The 22,322-nt window shown below is 70.9% G+C and carries 23 protein-coding genes, 1 tRNA gene, 1 other RNA gene and 1 pseudogene; 10 read left to right on the top strand and 16 right to left on the bottom strand.

All coding sequences use genetic code 11. From position 1 onward, the window contains the following. The first annotated feature begins 65 nt into the window (after window positions 1–65). Window positions 66–452 (top strand): PPOX class F420-dependent oxidoreductase, encoded by a 387-nt coding sequence (locus BST44_RS06560; protein WP_083175913.1) that lies wholly within the window; start codon window positions 66–68, stop codon window positions 450–452. Here BST44_RS06560 and BST44_RS06555 read toward each other — a convergent pair. Genes BST44_RS06555 through BST44_RS06540 form a run of 4 tightly spaced genes read right to left on the bottom strand, consistent with a single transcriptional unit; the run spans window position 436 to window position 3,518 of the window. Then, the gene (locus tag BST44_RS06555) at window positions 436–1,599 is read right to left on the bottom strand and encodes a zinc-binding dehydrogenase (RefSeq protein ID WP_083175911.1); all 1,164 of its coding nucleotides are present in this window, start codon (window positions 1,597–1,599) and stop codon (window positions 436–438) included. The genes BST44_RS06560 and BST44_RS06555 overlap by 17 nt on opposite strands. 29 nt (window positions 1,600–1,628) lie before the next feature. Then, entirely contained in the window at window positions 1,629–2,612 is a 984-nt protein-coding gene (locus BST44_RS06550; protein ID WP_083175909.1) for an NAD-dependent epimerase/dehydratase family protein, read from the bottom strand. Between the two features lie 28 nt (window positions 2,613–2,640). Further along, window positions 2,641–3,348 (bottom strand): cutinase family protein, encoded by a 708-nt coding sequence (locus BST44_RS06545; protein ID WP_167380162.1) that lies wholly within the window; start codon window positions 3,346–3,348, stop codon window positions 2,641–2,643. Then, window positions 3,345–3,518, bottom strand: coding sequence for a CsbD family protein (locus tag BST44_RS06540; RefSeq protein ID WP_083175907.1), 174 nt, complete (start codon window positions 3,516–3,518; stop codon window positions 3,345–3,347). The genes BST44_RS06545 and BST44_RS06540 overlap by 4 nt, the downstream gene beginning before the upstream one ends. A gap of 61 nt (window positions 3,519–3,579) precedes the next feature. On the opposite strand from BST44_RS06540, the gene BST44_RS30335 reads away from it, so the two are divergent. Both BST44_RS30335 and lipL read left to right on the top strand, forming a co-directional pair. After that, window positions 3,580–3,735: a hypothetical protein gene (locus BST44_RS30335; protein ID WP_167380161.1), complete on the top strand. Its 156-nt coding sequence runs from the start codon at window positions 3,580–3,582 to the stop codon at window positions 3,733–3,735. A gap of 70 nt (window positions 3,736–3,805) precedes the next feature. Continuing rightward, on the top strand, window positions 3,806–5,080 hold the full coding sequence (gene lipL, locus BST44_RS06535) for an esterase/beta-lactamase LipL (RefSeq protein WP_083176120.1): 1,275 nt from the start codon (window positions 3,806–3,808) through the stop codon (window positions 5,078–5,080). Here lipL and BST44_RS06530 read toward each other — a convergent pair. The 4 genes from BST44_RS06530 to BST44_RS06515 are packed head-to-tail and all read right to left on the bottom strand — an operon-like array spanning window position 5,075 to window position 9,235. Then, window positions 5,075–5,701 (bottom strand): cutinase family protein, encoded by a 627-nt coding sequence (locus BST44_RS06530; RefSeq protein ID WP_083175905.1) that lies wholly within the window; start codon window positions 5,699–5,701, stop codon window positions 5,075–5,077. The genes lipL and BST44_RS06530 overlap by 6 nt on opposite strands. After that, entirely contained in the window at window positions 5,698–6,765 is a 1,068-nt protein-coding gene (locus tag BST44_RS06525) for an NAD(P)H-dependent amine dehydrogenase family protein (protein ID WP_083175903.1), read from the bottom strand. Before BST44_RS06525 ends, BST44_RS06530 begins: the two co-directional genes overlap by 4 nt. Before the next feature lie 29 nt (window positions 6,766–6,794). Next, the gene (locus BST44_RS06520; RefSeq protein ID WP_083175901.1) at window positions 6,795–7,925 is read right to left on the bottom strand and encodes a hypothetical protein; all 1,131 of its coding nucleotides are present in this window, start codon (window positions 7,923–7,925) and stop codon (window positions 6,795–6,797) included. After that, window positions 7,922–9,235 (bottom strand): hypothetical protein, encoded by a 1,314-nt coding sequence (locus BST44_RS06515; RefSeq protein ID WP_083176118.1) that lies wholly within the window; start codon window positions 9,233–9,235, stop codon window positions 7,922–7,924. The genes BST44_RS06520 and BST44_RS06515 overlap by 4 nt, the downstream gene beginning before the upstream one ends. 44 nt (window positions 9,236–9,279) lie before the next feature. Between BST44_RS06515 and BST44_RS06510 the strand changes: the two genes are divergently transcribed. After that, complete coding sequence (locus BST44_RS06510) at window positions 9,280–9,618, top strand: hypothetical protein (RefSeq protein ID WP_083175899.1); 339 nt, start codon at window positions 9,280–9,282, stop codon at window positions 9,616–9,618. A gap of 3 nt (window positions 9,619–9,621) precedes the next feature. Here the strand turns inward: BST44_RS06510 and BST44_RS06505 are convergent, their stop codons facing one another. The 3 genes from BST44_RS06505 to BST44_RS06495 all read right to left on the bottom strand — a co-directional run bounded on the left by BST44_RS06505 (window position 9,622) and on the right by BST44_RS06495 (window position 13,234). Beyond that, the gene (locus tag BST44_RS06505; protein ID WP_083175897.1) at window positions 9,622–10,968 is read right to left on the bottom strand and encodes a CHAT domain-containing protein; all 1,347 of its coding nucleotides are present in this window, start codon (window positions 10,966–10,968) and stop codon (window positions 9,622–9,624) included. Further along, window positions 10,965–12,659, bottom strand: a complete 1,695-nt coding sequence (locus BST44_RS06500) for a hypothetical protein (RefSeq protein WP_083175895.1) — start codon at window positions 12,657–12,659, stop codon at window positions 10,965–10,967. Before BST44_RS06500 ends, BST44_RS06505 begins: the two co-directional genes overlap by 4 nt. A 95-nt stretch (window positions 12,660–12,754) precedes the next feature. Further along, on the bottom strand, window positions 12,755–13,234 hold the full coding sequence (locus BST44_RS06495; RefSeq protein WP_083175893.1) for a lipoprotein LpqH: 480 nt from the start codon (window positions 13,232–13,234) through the stop codon (window positions 12,755–12,757). 141 nt (window positions 13,235–13,375) lie between these two features. Here BST44_RS06495 and BST44_RS06490 point away from each other — a divergent pair, with 141 nt between their 5' ends. Continuing rightward, the gene (locus tag BST44_RS06490) at window positions 13,376–13,756 is read left to right on the top strand and encodes a hypothetical protein (RefSeq protein WP_083175891.1); all 381 of its coding nucleotides are present in this window, start codon (window positions 13,376–13,378) and stop codon (window positions 13,754–13,756) included. A 14-nt stretch (window positions 13,757–13,770) separates the two neighbouring features. Further along, window positions 13,771–14,514 carry an enoyl-CoA hydratase/isomerase family protein gene (locus BST44_RS06485; protein ID WP_083176116.1) on the top strand — a complete coding sequence of 248 codons (744 nt, stop codon included), beginning with the start codon at window positions 13,771–13,773 and terminating at the stop codon, window positions 14,512–14,514. Here the strand turns inward: BST44_RS06485 and lucA are convergent, their stop codons facing one another. Together lucA and BST44_RS06475 are read right to left on the bottom strand one after the other, a co-directional pair. Next, window positions 14,515–15,318: a lipid uptake coordinator LucA gene (gene lucA / locus BST44_RS06480; RefSeq protein WP_083175889.1), complete on the bottom strand. Its 804-nt coding sequence runs from the start codon at window positions 15,316–15,318 to the stop codon at window positions 14,515–14,517. Between the two features lie 92 nt (window positions 15,319–15,410). Further along, window positions 15,411–15,496: transfer RNA gene (locus BST44_RS06475), tRNA-Ser, on the bottom strand. A gap of 76 nt (window positions 15,497–15,572) precedes the next feature. Between BST44_RS06475 and ffs the strand changes: the two genes are divergently transcribed. Then, window positions 15,573–15,667, top strand: an RNA gene (gene ffs / locus BST44_RS06470) — signal recognition particle sRNA small type. A gap of 8 nt (window positions 15,668–15,675) precedes the next feature. Here the strand turns inward: ffs and BST44_RS30840 are convergent. Then, a pseudogene (locus BST44_RS30840) lies at window positions 15,676–15,777 on the bottom strand (2-isopropylmalate synthase); the annotation flags it as partial. A 34-nt stretch (window positions 15,778–15,811) separates the two neighbouring features. Here BST44_RS30840 and BST44_RS06465 point away from each other — a divergent pair. Both BST44_RS06465 and BST44_RS06460 read left to right on the top strand, forming a co-directional pair. Beyond that, the gene (locus BST44_RS06465; protein ID WP_142274380.1) at window positions 15,812–17,104 is read left to right on the top strand and encodes an aspartate aminotransferase type Ic; all 1,293 of its coding nucleotides are present in this window, start codon (window positions 15,812–15,814) and stop codon (window positions 17,102–17,104) included. Between the two features lie 108 nt (window positions 17,105–17,212). Further along, window positions 17,213–19,027 (top strand): DNA polymerase III subunits gamma/tau, encoded by a 1,815-nt coding sequence (locus BST44_RS06460; protein ID WP_083175885.1) that lies wholly within the window; start codon window positions 17,213–17,215, stop codon window positions 19,025–19,027. Between the two features lie 4 nt (window positions 19,028–19,031). Here BST44_RS06460 and BST44_RS06455 read toward each other — a convergent pair whose 3' ends face one another. Further along, the gene (locus tag BST44_RS06455; protein ID WP_439330701.1) at window positions 19,032–20,342 is read right to left on the bottom strand and encodes a class I SAM-dependent methyltransferase; all 1,311 of its coding nucleotides are present in this window, start codon (window positions 20,340–20,342) and stop codon (window positions 19,032–19,034) included. Between the two features lie 5 nt (window positions 20,343–20,347). Beyond that, complete coding sequence (locus tag BST44_RS06450) at window positions 20,348–21,739, bottom strand: FAD-binding oxidoreductase (RefSeq protein WP_083175883.1); 1,392 nt, start codon at window positions 21,737–21,739, stop codon at window positions 20,348–20,350. A gap of 67 nt (window positions 21,740–21,806) precedes the next feature. Here BST44_RS06450 and BST44_RS06445 point away from each other — a divergent pair, with 67 nt between their 5' ends. Further along, window positions 21,807–22,244 carry an SRPBCC family protein gene (locus tag BST44_RS06445; RefSeq protein WP_083175881.1) on the top strand — a complete coding sequence of 146 codons (438 nt, stop codon included), beginning with the start codon at window positions 21,807–21,809 and terminating at the stop codon, window positions 22,242–22,244. Window positions 22,245–22,322: the final 78 nt, after the last annotated feature.

Raw genomic sequence — 22,322 nt, 5'->3', positions numbered from 1 at the left:
CAGGATTAGGAAGGGGCGTGATCGGGGAACTGGGTCCGCAGTAAACACGTAAAGGAAGGAAGGCCGTGCCTCCCACTTTCTCCGACGTCATCGGATCCAAGTACCTCCTGCTGACGACGTTCACCAAGGACGGCCGCCCCAAGCCCACGCCGATCTGGGGTGTCCCCGACGGCGACAAACTGCTGGTCATCACCGATGACGGGTCATGGAAAACCAAGCGGATCAAGAACACGCCCCGGGTGACGATCGCCAAGAGCGCCGCGCTGGGCAAACCCAAGAGCGAAGAGGTCGAGGGCATCGCCCGCGTGCTGCCGAAGTCGGAGACGCGGCGCGTCTACAACGCCGTGCTCAAGCGGTATTGGTACCACGCCTGGTGGTTCTACGCGCACTCGATCGTGCGGGGTGGCATCGACAAGGTGCACGTCGGCCTGGAGATCAAACCGGCCGATTAGCGTCGCTGTTGGGGTCGATCAGGATCTTCGCGTGCGCCTCGGGATCGCGGAGCGCATCGAACGCGGCGTCGACGCCGGACAACCCGACCGTCCCGGTGATCAGCGGCGCTACATCGACCTTGCCGTCGGCGAGCATATGCAAGGTGTCGCGGAACTCCAGCGGCGTATAGCCGAGGACGAATCGCAGGTCGATCTCTTTGTTGATCGCCATGGCGGGACGAATCCGGTCGGCGCCCATGCAGACCCCGACCACGACGACGCGCGAGAACAGCGGTGCGTTGGCGATGATGTCGTCGATGATGCCGGGCACTCCGACGCATTCGAAGACGATCGGGTGCTTCGGCGTCGCCGCGCCGACCGCGTCGGCGGCCCGCCAGAGGTGCCACCACGGCAACCGGAGCCGTTGGAGCTTCTCGATCGTGCCGACCGCCAGGTCGAACGCCTCGAGGATGCCGTGCAGGTGTTTGCGGCCCGCCCGCGTTTCGTAGGGCGTGCCGTGCGCCGGGTCGACCACGATGTCGGCCCCGCACGCCGTCGCCAGCGCCCGGCGGCCGGGCGAGAAGTCACTCGCGATCACGGTGCGCACACCGTGCGCCTTGAGCATGCAGATCACCGCGAGACCGATGGGCCCGCAGCCGATCACGATCGCGACGTCGCCCTTGCCCACCTCGCCGCGCCGCACGGCGTGCCACCCGACGGCCATCGGCTCGGTCAGCGCGGCGATCTCGGGGGACAACCCGTTGGGGACGGCGAACGTCAGCGACTGCTCGACGAGCAACTGTTCGGCGTAGGCGCCGGGCGCCATCGTCGACAGCCCGATTCCGTGCACCTCCTTGCCGCGCCGCAGCAGCGGCAGGGCGACGACCCGGGTGCCCGGCCGTGGAGCCTTCCGGGTGCCGGGACCGAAATCGATTACCTCGCCGCAGAATTCGTGGCCGAACACGACGTGCTGATCCGAGCGCATGAAGGCGTCGTACCCGGATTCGGCCATCACGTCGGCGAGCTCGTCGCAGTGGTGCCGCGCGTGCAGGTCCGATCCGCAGATGCCGCACCGCAGGACGTCGATCAACAACTGCCCCTTGGCGGGGGTCGGCGTGGGGGCGTCGACGACTTCGAGCTTCGCGTTGGTGCATGTCACGCTCTTCATCCGTCGATCCTCCTACACGGCGCCGGCGCTCAGCCCACCGCGCGCAGGGCTTCGAACGTGTCGGCCAGCGTGTCTCGCGGGTCCCGATAGGTGATGCCGAGGTCGCGTTCGCTGGGCGAGTCGTCGGAGGCGGGCATCTGCGTGTAGTACTGCATCCCGGCCCACGTGAACGGCGTGTCGAAGGGCAGGAAGCGGCCCGCCTGATCCATCACCGCCCCCGCGACGCGCAGGGCGGTGTCGGGAATCGGAACCGACACCATCGCCGACCCGGACACCTCGCCGAGCATCTTCGCCAGCTCCGCCGCCGGAACGCGGTGGCCGCCCGCCATGTAGCGGCGCGGGCCGCGGCCGGGCTCGAGCAGCGCCGCGTGCAATGCGGCCAGGTCGCGCACGTCGACGATCAGCCAGGCCCCGCTCCGCCCCGGGATCACGTGCATCTGCAGGGCGGCCTTGACGCCTTCGCCGGCCTCCCCGAACTGGTCGCCCACCGGCGGGCCGATGACCATGCCCGGGTAGGTGATGTTCACCGGCGCACCCGCATCCTGCAGGCCGCGGGCGTAGATCTCCACCTGCGCCTTGGACGTCCCGTAGCCGTCCGCCCCGCCGACGACCGGCAGGTCCGCCGACAGCTCCTCCAGCCCGGCGTGGAAGAGCGCGCTGAAACTCGACACGTGGACGATCGGGTCGAGCCCGAGCTCGACCGACTGGCCGAGGACGTTCTGCGCGCCCTGCATGTTCGTGGTGAGCATCTGCGTCCGCTGCCGCGGATCGGTGGCGACCAGCGCGGCGCTGTGCACGACGGCCTCGCATCCGTCGAGCGCCTCGCGCACCGCAATCCGATCCGTGATGTCGGCGACGGCGAAGTCGGACACGTCGACGCCGAGCCGGGCCACCGACGTCTCGAGCTTGCCGGGATTGCGCACCAGAAACCGGATCGAGTGCCCCGCGTCGGCGATGGCCTTGGCCGTCCAGCCGCCGACGAATCCCGTACCGCCTGTGATCAGAACGCGCATGGTGCGATCTTTGCAGTACCCGTCCGGCCTACAGGTGAGTGGAGGCGAAGTTGGCGGCCTGGCTCGTCATGCCGTTCATCCCGTAGGAGGTGTGCGCGGCGAGATCGTTGCCGTTACCGCTGCCGCACACCGGGTCGCCCTGCGCGCACAGCTCCAGGGTCTTCGGCTGGTAGAGGGGGCCGATGGCCAGCGGCGGGGCGTGGTACTTCTGCAGGAAGTCGCCCGACGGCGTCCCGAACAGGGTCACCGCGGCGACGTGGTTCGCGACGTCCGCCGGCATGGGCGGGGGCACGGCGGACGCGGGCACGCCCGGCGGCACGGCCGCCGAGGTGACATATCCCGCCAGGGCCGCGCCCTGTGAGTACCCGCCGAGGACCTCGCGGGTGTTGGGGCAGTTCTTGGCCGTGGCTTCGACGTGCGAGCTGGCGTCGCGGATGCCGTCGATGACCGTGCTTGGGAAGTTGGGATTCGAAAAGTCCGTGCTGGCAGGGTAATTCACCGCATATACACTCAGCGAGCGGGAGCCGATCTGCGAGCGCAGCGAATCCACGAACGACCCGCCGATGCCGCCGATGCCGGGGGGCTCACCCGACCCGCGCGCGAACACGACCTCGACGTCGGGGCACGGCGCGGCCGACGCCGACGGGCTGGGCGCGCTGGCCACCAGCGCCGCGGCCGTCAGCGCCGCCAGCCCGACGAGCGCCGGCAGCCGGCGCAGCGCGGCGAGACTGCTCACTTCTTGAACGCGTCTTTCACCTTTTCGCCCGCATCCTTGAGGCTGGACTTCGCCTGGTCGGCCCGGCCCTCGTCCCTGGTCTCGTGGTCACCGGTGACCTTGCCGACGGCCTCCTTGGCCCGGCCACCCAGATCCTCGATCTTGTTCTTCAGTTTGTCCTCGTTGCTCATGCCGGTGTGGCTACCCCGCGGTGGGACATATTGAAACCCCCATCCTGCCATCATGGAGGTCGTGAGCGCCGCAATCGTGGTGGCAATAGTGGTGGGGTTGATGTTGCTGGGCATCGGCATGGTGCTCAACCAGCTGCTGCGGCTCCGCCGGTATCTGAATGAGTCGCCGCCCGTACAGCCGCCCGAGCCACCGGACCTTCCGGAACCGCCGCGCTAGCCGAATCCTCCCATTTCGGCGGCGCGCGACTGATAGCTTCGTGCTCGTGGTGGCGGGGCGGCGCGGCACCGTGACACCGTCGGTCCTGCTGGTCACCGACGACGGTCTGCCGCGCGGTGTCTCCGGCGCGGCCGACCCCCATTTCGCCAACGTCGTCAAGCTGTTCGCGCAGTTGTTTCCCGGGCGCAGGTTCGGCGGCGGCGCGCTGAGCGTCTACGTCGCCGGCGTGCCCGTCGTCGACGTCTGGACGGGGTGGTCGGACCGGGCCGGCACCCGGCGCTGGACGGCCGACACCGGCGCGATGGTGTTCTCGGCGACGAAGGGCGTCGCGTCGACCGTGATCCATCGCCTCGCCGACCGCGGGCTGCTGTCCTACGACGAGCCCGTCGCCGAATACTGGCCCGAGTTCGCGGCCAACGGGAAGGCGGAGATCACGGTTCGCGACGTCCTGCGGCACCGCTCCGGGTTGTCCCACCTGCGCGGCGTCACCAAGGCGCAGCTGATGGACCACGTCTTGATGGAGGAGCGGCTCGCCGCCGCCCCGGTCGACCACTTGCGGGGCGTGCAGGCGTATCACGCGCTGACCTACGGCTGGCTGCTGTCCGGTCTGGCCCGTGCCGTCACGGGCAAGGGCATGCGGGAGCTGATCCGCCAGGAGGTCGCGCGGCCGCTCGACACCGACGGGCTGCACCTCGGCCGGCCGCCGGAGGGCTCGCCGACCGAGCCCGCCGAGGTGCTGCTGCCGCAGGGCAGGCTGCGCGCCCCGGTGTTCAACTTCATCGCGCCGAAGGTGGCCGGCCTGCCGTTCTCCGGCGCGCTGGGCGCGATGTACTTCCCCGGGGTCGTCTCGCTGATCAAGGGGGACACCGCCTTCCTCGACGGCGAGGTCCCGGCGGCCAACGGCGTGGTGACCGGCCGCGGGCTGGCGAAGATGTACGCCGCGCTGGCCAACGGTGGCCGCATCGACGGCAAGAAGTTTCTGTCCGGGGAGCTGGCGCGCGGCCTGGCGGGGCAGGCGCGGCGCAAGTGGCCCGACGCGAACATGATGGTGCCCATGCCTTTTCATCTCGGCTACCACGAATCGCCGGTCCCCGGCCTGCTGCGCGGTTTCGGTCACGTCGGCCTCGGCGGGACGCTCGGCTGGGCCGACCCCGAGGCGGGCGGCTCGTTCGGTTTCGTCCACAACCGGCTGCTGACGCCGTTGCTGTTCGACATGGGATCCTTTGCGGGACTGGCCCGTCCGCTGCGCAACGCCATTTTGGCCGCCCGCGACCAGGGGCCGCTGCGGGTGCCGCAGCTCGGCGCCGGCTATGCCAAGCCCGGCGGGCGCACGGCCTCCCTATAGCCGGGCGGCGACGAAGTTCGCGGCCTGGGCCGTCATGCCCGACTGCACGTATGACCCGTGCGCCAGCACGTTGCCGCCGCCGGAGCATGCCGGGTCGCCGTCGGCGCACTCGTCGATTGTCTTGGCGGCGTACGGCGGGCCGATCGGCGGGAACACCGTGCCGGCGAGGCTGTTCGCCAGCGGGCTGGTCGGATTGCCGAAGACGGCGATCGCCGCGACGTGGTCGGCCGCCTGCGGCGGCAGGGCCTTGGTGGCCAGGTCCATCACGCCGGCGCCCTGGGAGAACCCGCCGAGCACCAGTCGGGTGCCGGGGCACCGGCCGATCATGTCCTGCACGTGGGCGACGGTGTCGTCGGAGCCGGCCTGGGCGCTCGTCGCGAAAGCCGTTGTCGCCGGGTAGTTGACGGCGTACACGCCCATCGGGCGCCCGGCGAGCTGTGAGCCGAGCGAGTCGACGAACGCCTGGCCCACCTGGCCGACGCCCGACGCCTGGCCGGTGCCGCGGGCGAACACCACCTCGACCGCCGGGCACGGATCCGCGGCGGCGGAAGGGAGGCCCACCGGCCCGCCCGCCGAACTCAGTGCGGCGAGGACGCCGGCGACGATGCGCCTACCGATCACCGCTCCATGCTGACATAGGCGTTGCCCCGCGGCAGCGTCAGCGGAAGGTCGGCGTAGGTGACGATGCCCGGCGCGGCGGCGACGACGGCGGGGATGGCGTTGATCGCGGGCATCGCGGTCATGATGTGGCCGAGGTCCATGAACTCCTCGATGGTCGTCGCCGCGAAGTAGGGCGGCGGCAGGAAGCCGACCTTGGTGGTCACCGTCGGCTGCCCGTCGATCTGGATGACCCAGCCGTCCTGTTCGATCTTCCAGTCCGGTTCGAGCGTCTGCCCCTTGCGCCACCGCACGTTCAGGTCGATCAGGGTGGTGTCGCCGACGATGCCCTGCCAGCTGATGTACACCCCCGCCACGCAGCCCGCGGGGATGGTCCACGACGCCATCTCGAGATCCGCCGTCGTCTGGGCGAACTCGGCGACGCAGCGCACCTCGTCGAGCTCGACGCCGAGCGCGTCGCCGACCAGCCGGACGGCCTCGCCGAAGATGGCCGTCCCCTTGGCCGCCATCGCCTGCAGCTCCGGGTGGTCGATCGGCTGGCCGAAGCCCACCGGCCGCTCGGTCTCCGGTGAGTCGTAGAACGTGGTGTCGGCGGCCTCGTTGACCGTGACCTTGTCGATCCGGTTGCACACCATCGCCGAGACGATCGCCAGCAGCTCGGCGAAACCCGGGCTCACCCCGGACCCGAAGATCGTGGCGCCGCCCTTCTCGCAGGCATCCGCCAGCTTCGCGCGGCCGGCGCCGAGGTTGCCCCCGGTGATGAACGACGCCGTGGTGACCACGTTGACGCCCGCGGACAGGATGCGGGCCAGCTCGTCGACGTCGATCCACATCGGGTTGTAGACCACGCAGTCGGGTTTCAGCGCGAGCAGCGCGTCCACGTCATTGGTGGCCGCCACCCCCAGCGGCGCGATTCCGACGAGTTCGCCGGCGTCGCGGCCGACCTTGTCCGCCGACCAGGCGTAGCAGCCGACCAGTTCGTAGGTGGGGTTGGCGACGATCGACTTCAGCGAGCTCTTGCCGACATTGCCGGTGTTCCACTGGACCACTCGATAGTTGTTTGGCACTCGCTCAGCATAGGGAACGGTGGTCGCGGTTAGTAGGCGGATTCGGCCGCCAATATCTCGGCGAGGAAGGCGTCGCCGGGCGGCCGGTCCAGCCGCGCCCGCGCCCACCGCCGCACCCGCGCCCGGGTTTCCGGCGATTCCGTGGTCTCGGTCCCGACGACCACCGACGTCGTCGACCAGTCGTGGTTCCAGGCCGCGGATTCCGTGAGGGGTCCTTGCCGGCCGTCGATCAGGGAAAGGGTCGCGCGGCCGTCGGCGTCCAGGGCGCCGGCGCCCGAAACGGTCCCCGAGATCAGTCGCACCGCGACGCCGGTGGGCGCGTCCGGCCCGATGACGGCGGCGCGGACGACGGCCGTCCCGGCGGCCCCCACCGCCCAGTCGACGGTGTCCTCGCCCGCGTCGAACATCCCGGGCGGAACCCCGCCCCAGTTGATCGACGCGACGCCGCGCGCGACCGGAGCCGCGGCGCCCGGGCCCGCGGTGGCCCCGGCGGCCAGGGCGTAGTCGTCGCGCCGCCCGCTCGGCGGCGCCCAGGCGGCACCCCGATCATCAAGGGCGCCAGTGAGTTCGGGCCAGCCGGGGCCGTCGACACCCGCTTGGTCGGCCAGGTCGGCGCCCGCCCGCACCAGGTCGAGCACGCGCGGGTCACCGTCTGCGACGTGCGCGGCCAGGGCCACCGCGTGCGGCGCCAGCAAGCCGGCGACGTCGGAATCCAGGGTGTCCTCGGCGAAGAACCCCTGCGCGCCCGCGGTCAGCAACCCCACCTCGAGGTCGAGCAGCGCGCGGTCGAGGCCGGCGATGCCGTCCCGCCGGCTGGCGGGCCACCAGCGCCGCAGCCAGTGCCCCACGGCGAGCCGGCGAAGCGGGCGAAGCGAGCCCGGCAGGATGTCCACGCCGGCGAGGTCGACCGTGCGCGGCTCGTCCGCCGACCCCACGGCCGAGGCCAGGGCGACGTGTCCGGATTCGCCGAGCACCCGCCACAGCCAGTCGGCGCGGCCGAGATCGGTGAAGGCGATGTGGGTGGCCGCCTCGTCCGGCACCCCTGGCCCGTCGACGGTCCACGACAGCACGGCGCCGCTGACCTCCAGGACCGCCGCCAGCGGCGTCGCCTCGCTGGCGGGGCCGGTGGTCCATAGCCCGGAATCGGCAACCAATCTCACCCGGCCACCTGCAATTCCAGCATCGCCTTGATCCGCTGCCGGTGGTCCAGGCTCACCGACCGCGCCACCCCCTCGAGCAGCGACCGCACGTCATCGACGTCGTCGCAGGACTCCTGCCACACGTCGCGCCCGTGCAGGCGCGCCCACAGCCGGCTCAGGTAGGGCTGCGCGTAGGCGGCGAGGTCGTCGACCACCCGCCGCTGGCGGGGATGAATCGGTCCGCCCTCGGCGAGGTAGCGCCGGGCGTGCAGCACATAGGCCTCCTTGCGCAGCCGCGCCTGGATCTGCGCGGCCAGCGCGTAGCGGCCGGCGACCGACGGGTCCAGGGGGGCCAGGTCCACCGCGATCTCGATGCCCGCGACGAGCGTGGCCTGCTTGTCCTCGCCCAGCAGCCCCCAGGGCGCGCAGGCCCGGTCCACTTCCTCCTCGCACAGCAGCGGGATGTCGGGCAACGCGTCGCGGTCCAGGGCGCGGCGCAGGGTCGCCCGCACCCGGTCCACCACGCTGCGGTCCAGCGGGCGGTCGCCGTCGGAGCCGCCCGCGACGCGCGGGGGGCGCTGCGGCGCGGCGGAAATCAGGCCCAGCTCGACGAGCGACCACGGCAGCGGCGCCGCCTCGACCCGGGCCAGGGCGCCCAGGCTGTACGGGGTGGTGTCGGCGATCATCGCCGTCCAGACGCGTTGCCGGGCCGTCGCGGTGCGGTGGCTGTCGGCCGGCCCGAGCACCGTGGCGAGCTCGGCGAAAAACGATCGGGTGACGGCGGTTCCGGCCCGCACGTCGCCCCAGCTGCGGTCGAGCTGATCGGCCAGCTTGGCGACCGCTTCGGGGTCGGCCACGTATCGGTGCAGCACCTCGATCGCGGTGCGGTCGCGGCCCTGGTGGACGTCGCTCAGGACCGCCGCCGCCGTCTCGCGATCCCGCGGCACCGGAGGGCCTTTCGTCACCGCGAGCTCGAAGCACACCGGGAAGTACAGTTCCTGGGCGTTTCCGGTGCGGATGCGCTGCCTGCGGCGCTCCAGCTTGAGGGCCTCGAACCATGCTGCGGCCGAACGTAATTCGGGGCCACTGCCGATGATCAGGTCTCGCATCGCCGCAGCGGTTTCGGGGCCGACGACGGGGGCCGAATATTGGGGGTTCGACCGCAACCGGAGCACCAGCGGGTCGATGATGCGTTTGACGGTGCGGCTCAACGGTCCGCCGTCGTCGCCGCTGAGCACCTCGACGCCGGGCCCGATCGCGCGCCACGCCGCGTCGATCACCGACCGGCGCGGGTGGCCGACCGCCACGACCGGCGGTGAATCCGCGCTCATCTGCACAGAATAGGGGCATCGCGCGACACGCGGCAGCCGAAAAGTTGGGTTCGGTAGCCGGTTGGCGGCCGCACCCTGGTCGCATGAACAAGCTGTCGGCACTGGTTGACCGGCTCGGGTGCGCCCGGCGGCGGGGCGGCGGGGACCGCGCCGTCGGGGTCGGCACCGTGCGCACGGTCGAGCGTCAGGTCTTCATCGAGGTGGTCGCCGTCTCTGGGGAAACATTCGTCGGCAAGTTGGCGCGCGGCGGCGGCGATTTCGACGTGTCGTCGCTGCGGCCGGGCCTGGTCGTGCTCGTGGCGTTCGATCCGGCTGCACGCGAGGAGCTTTCGCTGCCCGACGACGTGCTGGCCGTGCACGCGGCGTTCGTGGCGTCGCGGTGAGCGTTAGCGCGTGCCGTCCACCGCGAAGGTGACCACCGCACCCCAATACAGTGGGCTGGCCGTGAGATCGCCGTCGCGCCAGCGGCGCATCCGGTCGCGCTGCCAACGGTCCACCGCGCACCCGGCGTCCGCGTCGCCGTCATGGGCGCGGTCCACCGCGGCGACCACGTCCGCCATGGGATCGGCGGCCGCCGTGGTGAACTGCCGATACGCGGCGGCGGTGGGCAGCGACCACAGGGTGGCCGTCACCAACTGCGCGCCGCCCAGGATCGTCGCCGCCACCAGCCCGGCCGCCTCGTCGAATTGGTAGTCGCCGCCGGACCCGCAGGCGAGCAGGGCCACCCGCGGCGGCATCGGCAGTCGCAGGGCCATCAGGTCCGACGCGGTCAGCGGGCGGTGATCACCGATCGCGTCGGCGTCGCCGGGGGTCTCGGCGGTGTCGGCGAGGTGCAGCGCGGCCCGATCCGCTTGGCCACCGGCCGAACTCGCGTGCCCCACATAGAGCAGCCTGCTCGGGGCCTGGGCGAGCAGCTTGGCCAGCCAGGTGCGATCGGCGTCCCGGCGGCGGAACAGCTCGACCGCGTCGTCGACGGCGGGCAGCACGGATCGGCGCCGCAACACGTCGGTGAAGTGCCGCGCCAGCGGCGTCTCCGGCTCGGGCCTGCCGAGCACCGACCCGAGCGCGGAGTCCGGGCGCTGCCCGGGCACCCGGGGGTCGAGGATCAGCAGCGGCGCGCCGTCCTTCCTGGTCTCCCAGCGGGCCGGCACCCGCGGCGCGTGCACGATGTTCGGCGGGACCGCCAGCAAGACGTCGACCAACTCCATCAGCCGGTAACCGTCGGTGTGTTGCCCGATGTCGGCGAACTGCCAGGGAATTCGCGCGGCCGCCCGGCCGCCGGCGGTGATGGCGTCCTGGCGGGCGCGCACCAGTTCCTCCTTGCTGGGTCCCGATTTCGGCACCGCCAGCAGCCCCCACGGGACGCGCGCCAGCCGCGCGCTCGGTGCGACGAACAGCACCGCCCGCGGCGTGGCCACACACTCGCTCAGCAGCTGCCAGCCGGCGGACCCGATCAGCAACACGCCGAGGATGTAGGCGAGCGTCAGCTCGGCGCCGGGCGACCCGAACGGCCCGGTGGTCAGGGCGCGTTCGATGGCGTCGCGCCGGTCCTCGGAGCCGTGCGGCTCGGGCAGGGCGCCCGCCAGCTCCTCCAGGGCGGCGAGCAGCAGCGGCTCTTCGATCACCCAGGTCACCGTTCGCGACGGCTGACCGACGATCCGCAGGCTGGCATAGGTGGCGATCCCGACGTCGGCGTACCGCAGCACCAGGGTGGTCCGGTCGGCGTCGCTCATGGCCAGGTCGACCAGGCGGGCTCGGCCGCGGTGACGTCACGGCCGTAGCGCTGCGACGCCAGCGCCCGATAGCGGCTCAGGATCGGCTCGGCGCCCGGCTGCATCCGCAGCGGCGGCAGCGGTCCGAGCCGGGTCAGCGAGGCGCCACCGGCAGCGGACGAGCCGGCCGCGGCCAGCGCCGGGGCCGGCTCGAGCTCGGCGTCGAGCGGGACAGGTGCGGTGGCCGTAGACGCCCACTCGCCTGTCGCCGGCCGCGGCACGCCTGCGCCGAAAGTCCCTCGCGCGCTGTGGTATTCGACCAGCTCGCTGATCAGTTCGGTGTTCTCCCATTCCCAGGCGACCGCGAACGCCCCGGCCAGGACCGGGGCCGAGATGCCGGTCGCCCAGCGCGCTCTCGCGCCGGCGTCGCCGATCGAATACCGCACCGAGTCGACCGCCAGCGCCGCGGGCACCTTCAGCTCGGCGGCCTGCCGCAGTTTGGTCATGCCGCGCCGGTATTCGGCCGTGCCGACCTCGCCGTGCAGGATGCCGAGCCCCCCGGCCTGCCGCGCCTCGGTCTCCTGCAGCGTCTCGTCGGGATCGCCCGAGCTGTCGAAACCGAGGTGCGCCAGCGCGTCGGCGCGCCACACCGTGCCGAGATGGTTGTCGAGCAGCGCGTACTGCAGCCAGTTGCTGCGCGGCCACGAGTCGAGCAGTTCGCGGGCCTCGGCGATCAGCTCGACGGCCTCGGCGAAGCGGCCCCAGAAGATCGCTATCCAGCTGCGCTGCAACAGGATACGGTGCAGGGGCAGCGGCTTCCCCAGTTCCCGCCAGTGCCGCTCGGCGTGTTCCCAGCACTCGTCGGCCGCTTCCAGCGCGCCGGCCCCCAGCCGGGTGAGCCCCAGGTACAGCCAACAGCGGGCGACGTCGTGCGCCCGCGCGTGGCGGGCGATGACCGGATAGGCGGTGGAGACCAATTGCTCGGTGCCGGCGTGGTCGTTCGCCGCCCAGCACGCCGCCGCCCGCTCCAATTGCGCTTGCGCCGCGGCCAATTCCCAGCCGTTAGCCTCGGCCCGGGCTTCCGCGCGCCGCAGCCACGGGTCGGCCTCGGGCAGCCGGCCGGTTTGGACGCAAAACCTGCCGTACCCGATTCCGGTGACCACCCGGAGATGGTCCGCGGCCTCGCCACTTGCGCCGTAGTCACCGATATCGCGGATCGCTCGCTGCCACAGCGGGACCGACCGGACCTGCAGGTCGTCATCGCACAGCGCGGCCGCGCACAGGACCCGCGCGTGGATGCGCAGGCGCGCGTGTTCGTCGGCGAGGTCCGGGAAGTCGCGGTCGTCGTCGTCCAACAACGCCAGCGCCGCCGCGGCGCCCTCGTGGTCACCGATCGCCGCGGCAAGGCCGGTTTCCAGAAACTGGGCGCGGCGCGAGTACCGCCGGACCAGGGCGGCGGTGCCGGCGTCGGCGGGCATGCCCGCGTAGACCGCCACGCAGTCCCGGATGCGGCGGATCGATTCGCGCACGCCGTCATTCGCGCCGCGGTCAAGGTAGACCTGGCCCAGCTGCGCGAGGACTTCCAGCATCAGATCGTCCCGGTCTTCCCGCTCGATGCGCGGTATCAACGACAGCAATAGATCGCGGGCCCCCGCTTCGTCGGCGGCGAACGCCATGCGGCGCGCACCATCCAACTCGTCGGGAATCGACACGGCTGCATCATAAGTCCGGGGGTGCCGCGCGGGCGGGGAAAGCGGCGAGCGGCGGACGCGTGATCCAGCCACGTCCGCCGCCCGTCCGCAACCGATCAGCCGCAGGTCACCTTGATGTTGAAGTCCTTGGTGATCATCCCGGCCATCGGGTTCTTCAGGTCGGCGCCCTGCGCCTGCCCCGTGATCGTGTAGGTCTTGCCGTCCACCGCGACGTCGGCCGACCCGACTTTCGCGCCCATGTTGTTGCTGACGGACAGGGCGTTGCCGTCGACGACCATGGCCAGCGACTCGACCTTCGGGGTGGCCTCATCGGTCATCACGACGGCGAGCGCCTGCCGGCCGCCGGCGGACCCACTGCCGATGTTGATCTTGCCGCCGGTCTTGACGCAGGTCACCGAGGCCGGGTCCAGGCCCGCCAGGTCGGCGCCGCCAACCTTGACCTGCGCCCCGCCGCCGTGGGCGACGCTGGGTGCCGTGCTGGACGCCGGGCCGGCCGTGTGGCCGCCGCTGGAGCATCCCACCAGCACCGACGCGGCGCCCAGTGTCCCAATCGCTGCCACGAGAAGACGTTTCACTTGCGGTTCCTTCCTTCGTGCGTCGCCCCGGTGGCTTCGCCATGGCGCAAGTAGAGACCGCCCGCCTGGCTACCGATCCCAAGGTTCGGGGTGTCGAGCCGGTAGGCTGCGACGCGTCGGCGCTGACGAAGGGAGCCCGCGATGCTGAGCGTGAAGTGGCTGGAACAGCCTGAGGCACATGACTTTCCGGCGGCCGCGGACTACCTGACCATGCTCGCGGACCCGGCGACCGTGAAAAAGGTGATCAAGAAGCTGAAGGCCGGCACCGTCACGCACCGCAAGGCCAAGGACATCCTGCGCGCGGCCCGGCTCGGGCTGTTGCCGCCCGACAATCCGCACGTCGCGGCGGACCTCACCAAAATCGAGAAGGGCCAACCGCTGTCGCCCATCCTGCTGGTGCGCGGCGACTTCGCGGCCGGTGTCCCGTTGCAGATCGCCGACGGGTACCACCGCGTGTGCGCGAGCTATCACACCGACGAGAACACCGACATCCCGGTCGTCATCGCGGCCGTGAACCGCTGACCGAGGAAGTGGCCATGATCGACATCAAGACCGCGGGAACCGTGCAGGTGCTGACCATGTCGTCGGGCCCCGTCAACGCCCAGGACGTCGAGCTGCTCGACGAGCTGACCCTGGCGGTTCGCGACCTCGGGCGTGCGGGCGCCGGCGCGCTCGTCGTCACCGGGGCCGGCCGGGCGTTCAGCGCCGGGGTCGACCTGAACCGCGTTGTCGAGGGCGGCGCTGGCTACACCGATCGGCTGGTCCCGGCGCTAGCGGCGGCGTTCGAGGCGATGTTCTCCTATCCGGGCCCGACCGTCGCCGCGGTCAACGGGGCCGCGATCGCCGGGGGCTGCGTGCTCGCCTGCGCGTGCGACCGCCGCCTCATCGGCCCCGAGGCGCAGATCGGGGCGGCCGAGGTGCGGGTCGGGGTGCCGTTCCCGGTCGCCGCCCTGGAGGTCATGCGCTACGCCTGCGGGGACCACGCCGAGGAAGTGCTGCTGGGCGGGCGCAGCTATCGCGGATCCGAGGCCGTGGCCCGCGGGCTCGCCCACCGGGTGGTGGCCGACGATCTCCTCGAGGCCGCCGTGGCGGAGGCGTCGGACCTCGACGGCATTCCCGCCGACGCCTATCGCCAGACCAAGACGCAGCTGCGGGCCCCGACGCTGGCGCGGATCCGCGACGGCGGCGCCGTCGACGACGAGGTACGCCGGATGTGGGGCGCGGACGAGACACTGCGGCGCATCGCCGCCTACGTGGAGCGCCTGCGGCGGCGCGACTGATCAGTCCTCGTCGACGGCTTCGTCGACGGCGACACCGCCCCTGGTGCGCCGGCGCCGCATCCGGTGCGACCCCTTGCCCGTCGGGCGACGGTTGCGCAGCCTGGCCTGGGCCGCTTCCGCGCGCTCGGTTTCCTCGCCGGTCTCCGCGGTCTCTTCCGCCGGGCGCTCCTCGGTAGCTTCGGGGGCCTCGGCCGTGACGGTCTCGGGCTGCTCCGATTCCGCCGTCTCGGCGGCTTCCCCGGTGTCTTCGGCCTCGGTGTCTTCGGCCTCGGTGTCCTCGGTGTCCTCGGCCTCCGACTCGTCGGCGGCCTCCTCGCCCTTCTTGCGGCGCAACCGAGGCTTCTTCGGCTTCTTCTCCTTGATCGGTTTCGGCGGGGGCGGCGGCAACTCGGCGACGAACGACAGGTAGAACGCGAAGAACCCGAGCACCGCGATCGCGGCCGCCGCGCCGTAGATGGCGAACAGATACGGCCCGGCCGCGTCCAAACTCAGCCAGATCTCGCCGATCGCCGTGCCGATGATGAGCACGCCCGTCAGCACGTGGCACACGATCGAGGCGACCCGCAGGTTGAGGGCCAGCTGCGGCGTTCCCAGCTCCGGCTTGCGCACCCGCGACAGGTTGAACACCACGGGCAGCGCGGCGAGGCCGAACAGCGCGCCCGTCGCGATCCGCAGCCCCGTCCCCAACGTATGCGTCGTGTCACCCATCAGCTCCGGCCAGCGGGGCAGAACGAAGAAGAAGTAAAGGGCGCCGGCGGCGAAGGAGAACAGCAGGTGCCACGGCACGGCGATCTTGCGCCCCATACCCCTCCTCGTGCTGGTGAGTTCACGCCAGCCTAAAGGCGGCCAACCCGAATCGAGACCAATTCGTGCGCGTCCGCATGGCGGACCAATTGCGGAGGATGCGGGATTTGAACCCGCGAGGGCTGTTAACCCAACCCGCGTTCCAGGCGAGCGCCATAGGCCACTAGGCGAATCCTCCGTGGCCATGGTAACCGAGGCCGTTCCGCTCTCGAGACGGCCGCCGCCGGTTACTGCGGGCCGGGTATTAGACTCGCCGTGGACCCCGCGCGGCGTCTATCCTGTGAACTCCCCCAGGGCCGGAAGGCAGCAAGGGTCAATGGGCTCTGTCGGGTGCGCGGGGTCCCCTATGTCCGATCAGTGGCGACCCGCTTCGCCCGGCTCCGCCGCGCTTGCGATCGCCACCGCGTTAGACGAGTGACGACCCGCTTCGCCCGGCTCCGCCGCGCTTGCGATCGCCACTGGTCTTCCACCGTTCAAGGCGAAAGGGACCATGGTGTCTTTCGATTCCCTCAGCCCGGATGAGCTTGCCGCCGCACACGCGCGCAACCAGCAGGATTACGCGGAGCTGCAGGCCAAGAAGCTGGCCTTGGACCTCACCCGCGGCAAACCGGCGCCGGAGCAGCTCGACCTGTCCAACCAGCTGTTGAGCCTGCCCGGCGAGGACTACCGCGACAGCGAGGGCACCGACACCCGCAACTACGGCGGCCTGCACGGCCTGCCCGAGCTGCGGGCCATCTTCGGCGAGCTGCTCGGCATCCCGGTGCAAAACCTGATCGCCGGCAACAACTCCAGCCTGGAGCTGATGCACGACCTGGTCGCCTTCTCGATGCTCTACGGCGGCGTCGACTCGCAGCGCCCCTGGAAGGACGAACCGGCCGTCAAGTTCCTGTGCCCCGTGCCCGGCTACGACCGGCACTTCGCCATTACCGAGACGATGGGCATCGAGATGATCGGAGTCCCGATGCTGGCCGACGGCCCCGACGTCGACCTGATCGAGGAGCTGGTCGCCGTCGACCCCGCCATCAAGGGCATGTGGACGGTGCCGGTGTTCGGCAACCCGACCGGGATCACCTACTCGTGGGAGACGGTGCGCCGCCTGGTCCAGATGCGCACGGCCGCGCCCGACTTCCGGCTGTTCTGGGACAACGCGTATGCCGTGCACACCTTGACGCATGACTTCCCGCACCAGATCGACGTGCTCGGGCTGGCCGCCGCCGCCGGCAACCCCAACCGGCCCTACGTGTTCGCGTCCACCTCGAAGATCACCTTCGCCGGCGCCGGCGTGAGCTTCCTGGGCGGATCGCTGGGCAACATCGCCTGGTACCTGCAGTACGCCGGGAAGAAGTCGATCGGTCCCGACAAGGTCAACCAGCTGCGGCACCTGCGCTTCTTCCGCGACGCCGACGGGGTGCGCCTGCACATGCTGCGCCACCAGCAGATCCTGGCGCCGAAATTCGAGCTGGCGCTCGACATCCTGGACAAGCGACTGAGCGACTCCAAGATCGCCTCGTGGACCGAACCCCAGGGCGGCTATTTCATCAGCCTGGACGTGTTGCCCGGCACGGCGCGCCGGACGGTGGCCCTGGCCAAGGACGCCGGCATCGCGGTGACCGAGGCGGGCGCGTCGTTCCCGTACCGGAAAGACCCGGAGGACAAGAACATCCGGATCGCCCCCACGTTCCCGTCGCTGCCGGACCTGCGCAACGCCGTCGACGGGCTGGCCACCTGCGCGCTGCTGGCGGCGTCGGAGTCGCTGCTGGTTTCCGCCGCATCGAGTGTGAGCTGACGGCGGCAACACGCCGCACGAGTCGGCCCCAGCCGCACACCGAAAGCCACCGATGCACACTCGATGCCCCACGGGCGCCAGTCACCGTGTCTCGGTAGCCTGCTGACCGTGGCCCTCTACCGCAAGTACCGACCGGCAACCTTCGCCGAGGTGGTGGGGCAGGAGCACGTCACTGAACCGCTGTCGATCGCCCTGGAGGCCGGCCGGATCAACCACGCCTACCTGTTCTCCGGCCCGCGCGGCTGCGGGAAGACGTCGTCGGCGCGCATCCTGGCCCGGTCGCTGAACTGCGTCCAGGGGCCGACGGCCAATCCGTGCGGGGTCTGCGAGTCGTGCACGGCGCTGGCCCCGAACGCCCCGGGCAGCATCGACGTGGTGGAGCTGGACGCCGCCAGCCACGGCGGCGTGGACGACACCCGCGAGCTGCGCGACCGCGCGTTCTACGCGCCGGCGCAGTCGCGCTACCGGGTGTTCATCATCGACGAGGCGCACATGGTGACCACCGCGGGGTTCAACGCGCTGCTCAAGATCGTCGAGGAGCCACCCGAGCACCTCATCTTCATCTTCGCCACCACCGAGCCGGAGAAGGTGCTGCCGACGATCCGGTCGCGCACCCACCACTACCCCTTCCGGCTGTTGCCGCCGAAGACCATGCGGGCGCTGATCGGGCGGATCTGCGAGCAGGAGGACGTCGTCGTCGACGACGCGGTGTTCCCGCTGGTGATCCGCGCCGGCGGCGGCTCCCCGCGCGACACCCTGTCGGTGCTCGACCAGCTGCTGGCGGGCGCCGAAGGCGCCCACGTCACCTACCCGCGGGCGCTCGGGCTGCTGGGCGCCACCGACGTCGCGCTGATCGACGACGCGGTGGACGCCCTGGCCGCCGCGGACGCGGCGGCGCTGTTCGGCGCGGTGGAGTCGGTGATCGACGCCGGCCACGATCCCCGGCGCTTCGCCACCGACCTGCTGGAGCGGTTCCGCGACCTCATCGTCCTGCAGGCCGTCCCGGACGCGGTCAGCCGCGGCGTGGTGGACGCCCCGGAGGACGTGCTCGACCGGATGCGCGACCAGGCCGCCCGGCTCGGGTCGGCCACCCTGACCCGCCACGCCGAGGTGGTGCAGGCGGGGCTGGGCGAGATGCGCGGCGCGACCGCCCCACGGCTGCTGCTCGAAGTCGTCTGCGCGCGGCTGCTGTTGCCCTCTGCCAGCGACACCGAGTCGGCGCTGCTGCAGCGCGTCGAGCGGATCGAGACCCGGCTGGAGATGTCGATCCCCGCCTCCGAGGCGGCCGCCGGGCCCCCGCCGCGACCGGCGGCGGCCCCGCCCGTGCGGCCCAGCCGGGCGGCAACCCCGCCGAAGGAGGCCGCCCCGCCGAGGTCGGCTCCACCCGTCCCCAAGCCGGAGGCCGTCCCCGAACCGGCCCCGGCGCCGCCGGTGCCCGAACCGGCCCCCGAACCGGCCGCCGCCGCGACCGGCGAGCTCAACGCGGCCGCCGTGCGATCCATGTGGCCGACCGTGCGCGACAAGGTGCGCCAGCGCAGCCGCACCACCGAGGTGATGCTGGCGGGTGCCACCGTCCGCGCTCTCGAGGAGAACACGTTGGTGCTGACCCATTCGTCGGCGCCGCTGGCCAAGCGGCTGTGTGAACAGCGCAACGCCGACGTGATCGCCGAAGCGCTCAAGGACGCGCTGGGCGTCAACTGGCGGGTGCGCTGTGAGGTGGGCGCCGCCGCGCCCGTCGAGGCCGCACCGCCGGCGCCGCGAACGTCAGAGCCCGCGCCCGACGCGGCTCAGCGCGACGAAGAGGAACACATGCTGGCCGAAGCCGGGCGCACGGAGTCGTCGGGGCCGCGCCGCGATCCCGAGGAGGTCGCGCTCGAGCTGCTGCAGAACGAGCTTGGGGCGCGCCGGATCGACAACGCTTAAACCGTTAGGGCGTCCACCAGGGTCGCAACGGCAGGTGGTCGGCGCCGCGGGCGTCCACGTTGGCCGCCAGCACGTGGTGCAGCTGCAGGTTGTTCTGCTCGAAGGCCACCCGCGAGGCCGCCATGTAGAGGCCCCACACCTTGGCCGTGGCCAGGCCGACCTCGTCGACCGCTTCGTCCCAATGCGTGACGAGGTTGCAACACCAGTCCCGCAACGTCATCGCGTAGTGGTGCCGGAAGTTCTCCTCGTGCAGCACCTCGAACCCGACGTCCTGGACCTCGCTGATGATGCGGCCCGAGCCGGTCAGCTCCCCGTCCGGGAAGACATACCGGTCGGTGAAACCGCCCGCGAAGGAGGTGGACTTGTTGTCGTGCCGGGTGATGCAGTGGTTGAGCAGCAGCCCGCCGATGCGCAGCCTCGACTTGAGGAAACCGAAGTAGGCCGGGTAGTTCTTGACCCCGATGTGCTCGGTCAACCCGATCGAGGACACGGCGTCGAACCCACTCTCGCGGATGTCGCGGTAGTCCGAATGCCTCACCTCGGCGAGGTCGGTCAGCCCTTCGTCCGCGATCCTGCGTTGCGCCCACTTCGCCTGCTCGGCCGACAGGGTGGCACCGATCACCCGCACGCCGCGGCGCGCCGCGTAGCGGGCCATGCCGCCCCAACCGCAGCCCACGTCGAGCAGCCGGTCGCCCTGCTGCAGCCGCAGCTTCTCGAAGACCAGCCGGTACTTGTTCTCCTGCGCCTCTTCCAGCGTCGCGTCCGCGTCCGGATACACCGCGCAGGTGTAGGTCATCGAGGGGCCGAGCACCCGTTCATAGAAGGCGTTGGAGACGTCGTAGTGATGGTGGATGGCCTCGGCGTCGCGCGTCTTGGTGTGCATCAGTCCGTCGGCGATGCGCCGCCACCGCGGCGGGGTCTCCTGCGGCGGCGGGGCGACCGGCACGAGCCGCTCCAGCCCCATCGACCGCACCACGTTGGCGAGCACCCGGGCCGGCGGCCGCTTGAACTGGACGCGGTCGGTCAGCGTCGCGAGCAGCCGGTAGGGGTCACCGGGGTGGACGCCGTACAGGTCGAGGTCGCCGGCCACGTACGCGCGGGCCAGGCCCAGTTCGCCGGGGGCGGTGGCCAGATAGGTGGCGCCGCGCGGGTTCCGCAGGTCCAGGCCCAGTTCGGCGTCCCTGCTGCCGGCGCAGCTGCCGTCGTACGCGGTGAACTTCAGCGGGTGCCGCCCGGTCGCGGCGAAGACTTCCAGGATCTCGGCCATGCTGAGCTTTCCGGCCGTCGCGCGGTGCGGTTCTTTTGTCTCCCGAATTGAAGTCATCGCCGTTGTACCGCCTTTGCGTAGAGGTCGAGGAGACGGGAATCGGGATCGTAGGTTTTCTTGACCGTGTTGTAGGCCTCGCCGCCGTACAACTCATCGAACTCCTCGCGGGCGTAGTAGGAGTCGGAATAGAGCGACTTGTGCCCGTCGAGCTCGCTGACCTTCGCCTCGATCCGCCGGTTGGTTTCCCCTTCCGCAGGGCCCGCCGGCACCGAGGACCAGAAGCCGACATTGACATACGTGTGGTCCGGGCGCATCGGATACAGCGGCCAGCCCTCGTGATCGCGCAGCCGCAGCGGGCACAGCCAGATCGGGGTGATGGGCACGTTGCCCAAAAACCACTCCAAGAACTCGCAGGTGCGTTCCACCGGCACCTCGACGTCCTGGACCACCCGCTCGCGCGGGGGACGGCCGTGACGTTTCTCGATCCGGTCGGCGACGCCGAAGCGCTGGTCCATGGCGACGAGCTTCGAGTAGACGCTGCTGCGTCGGTAGCGGCGCGGCCACCAGCGCCGCAGGTGGGGGTTCTGCACACCGAAGGCGCGTGAGCACCAGAACCAGTCGGTGTCCCAGCGCCACAGGTAGTCGTGGATGGTCAGCCGGTCGTCCTTGGTGGGCTCGACGCCGGGGGAGTCGTGCCGGATCGACTGGTAGTAGATGTCCTTGCCGGTGTAGTCGCTGACCGGTCCCGGAGTGGTGGTTCGCCGGCCCACGCACAGGTAGCTTTCGTCGGCGCTGAACACCACCCCGTCGAGATAGTCGACCGGGGTGCCGCCCTGCCCGCCGGTGTCGATGATGCGTTCGGCCGCCGCGATCAGCGCGGGTAACGAGCGGAACCGGACGTGCCGCAACGCCACAAACGGTGCGACGGGCTCCAGTTCGATCCGCAGCCGGGTTGAATAGCCAAGTGTCCCATAGGAATTGGGGAAAGCACGGAAAAGGTCGGGGTGTTGGGTGCGCGACGTGGTGAGCAAATCGCCAGCGCCGGTGAGGATGTCCATCTCCAGCACCGATTCGTGCGGCAGGCCATTGCGGAACGACGCGGATTCGATGCCCAAGCCGCTGACCGCACCGCCGAGGGTGATGGTCTTCAATTGCGGGACCACCAGTGGCGAAAGGCCGTACGGCAACGTCGCGGCGACCAGATCCTCGTAGGTGCACATTCCGGCCACGTCGGCGGTCCTGGCCTCGGGATCGACGCTGAGCACACCGGTCAGCCCCGTGGTGTCCAGTCCGGGCGCGTCGCGTTTAGTGCGGGCGCGGAACAGGTTTGACGTCGGTTTGGCGAGCCGGACGACGGACGTCGCGGGGATGGATCGATAGCTCGCCATCAACCGGTCAACGCCCGACTTGTGCGCCGAGAGTGCAGATCCAGGGACAGGCACCACATATACCCTAGTCTTCGACCACAGCCCGTGCACCCGCGCGCGGGCGGCATAGCTTCAGGAGTTCGTCTTGGGACAGGTGAGTGCTGCCAACACAATTTTGGTCAACGCGGAACCGGCCGCCGCCCTGGCCGCCGTCGCCGACTATCAGACCGTGCGCCCGAAGATTCTGCCCGCCCAGTACAGCGAGTACCAGGTGGTGCAGGGGGGCCGGGGGGCGGGCACCGTCGCCAGATGGAAGTTGCAGGCCACCAAGTCCCGCGTCCGTGACGTGCAGGTCGACGTGGACGTCGCCGGCCACTCGGTCATCGAGAAGGACGCGAACTCGTCGATGATCATCAACTGGACGGTGGCGCCCGCCGGGCCCGGCTCCAGCGTCACCATGAAGACCAGCTGGACCGGCGCCGGCGGCGTCAAGGGCTTCTTCGAAAAAACCTTTGCGCCGTTGGGGCTGAAGCGGGTTCAGGGCGAGGTGCTGGCCAACCTGAAGAAGGAACTGGAGGGCTAGCTGTACTGACCTGAGAGGTTAGGTACGCGGGTGGCGGGTGGTTGGCCGCCGAGTGCGGTGTGGCCGCGGTGGTGATTG

This window comes from Mycobacterium scrofulaceum (assembly GCF_002086735.1).
GTDB classification, from domain to species: domain Bacteria; phylum Actinomycetota; class Actinomycetes; order Mycobacteriales; family Mycobacteriaceae; genus Mycobacterium; species Mycobacterium scrofulaceum.
Note: the sequence above shows the minus strand (reverse complement) of the source record. Positions and strands in the feature narration are given on the sequence as shown.

Excerpts from the sequence above, each read along its gene's own strand:
- BST44_RS06555 (WP_083175911.1), bottom strand. The coding sequence starts at position 1,599 with ATGAAGAGCGTGACATGCACCAACGCGAAGCTCGAAGTCGTCGACGCC.
- BST44_RS06550 (WP_083175909.1), bottom strand. The coding sequence starts at position 2,612 with ATGCGCGTTCTGATCACAGGCGGTACGGGATTCGTCGGCGGCTGGACG.
- BST44_RS06540 (WP_083175907.1), bottom strand. The coding sequence starts at position 3,518 with ATGAGCAACGAGGACAAACTGAAGAACAAGATCGAGGATCTGGGTGGC.
- BST44_RS06515 (WP_083176118.1), bottom strand. The coding sequence starts at position 9,235 with ATGAGCGCGGATTCACCGCCGGTCGTGGCGGTCGGCCACCCGCGCCGG.
- BST44_RS06505 (WP_083175897.1), bottom strand. The coding sequence starts at position 10,968 with ATGAGCGACGCCGACCGGACCACCCTGGTGCTGCGGTACGCCGACGTC.
- BST44_RS06490 (WP_083175891.1), top strand. The coding sequence starts at position 13,376 with ATGCTGAGCGTGAAGTGGCTGGAACAGCCTGAGGCACATGACTTTCCG.
- BST44_RS06485 (WP_083176116.1), top strand. The coding sequence starts at position 13,771 with ATGATCGACATCAAGACCGCGGGAACCGTGCAGGTGCTGACCATGTCG.
- lucA (WP_083175889.1), bottom strand. The coding sequence starts at position 15,318 with ATGGGGCGCAAGATCGCCGTGCCGTGGCACCTGCTGTTCTCCTTCGCC.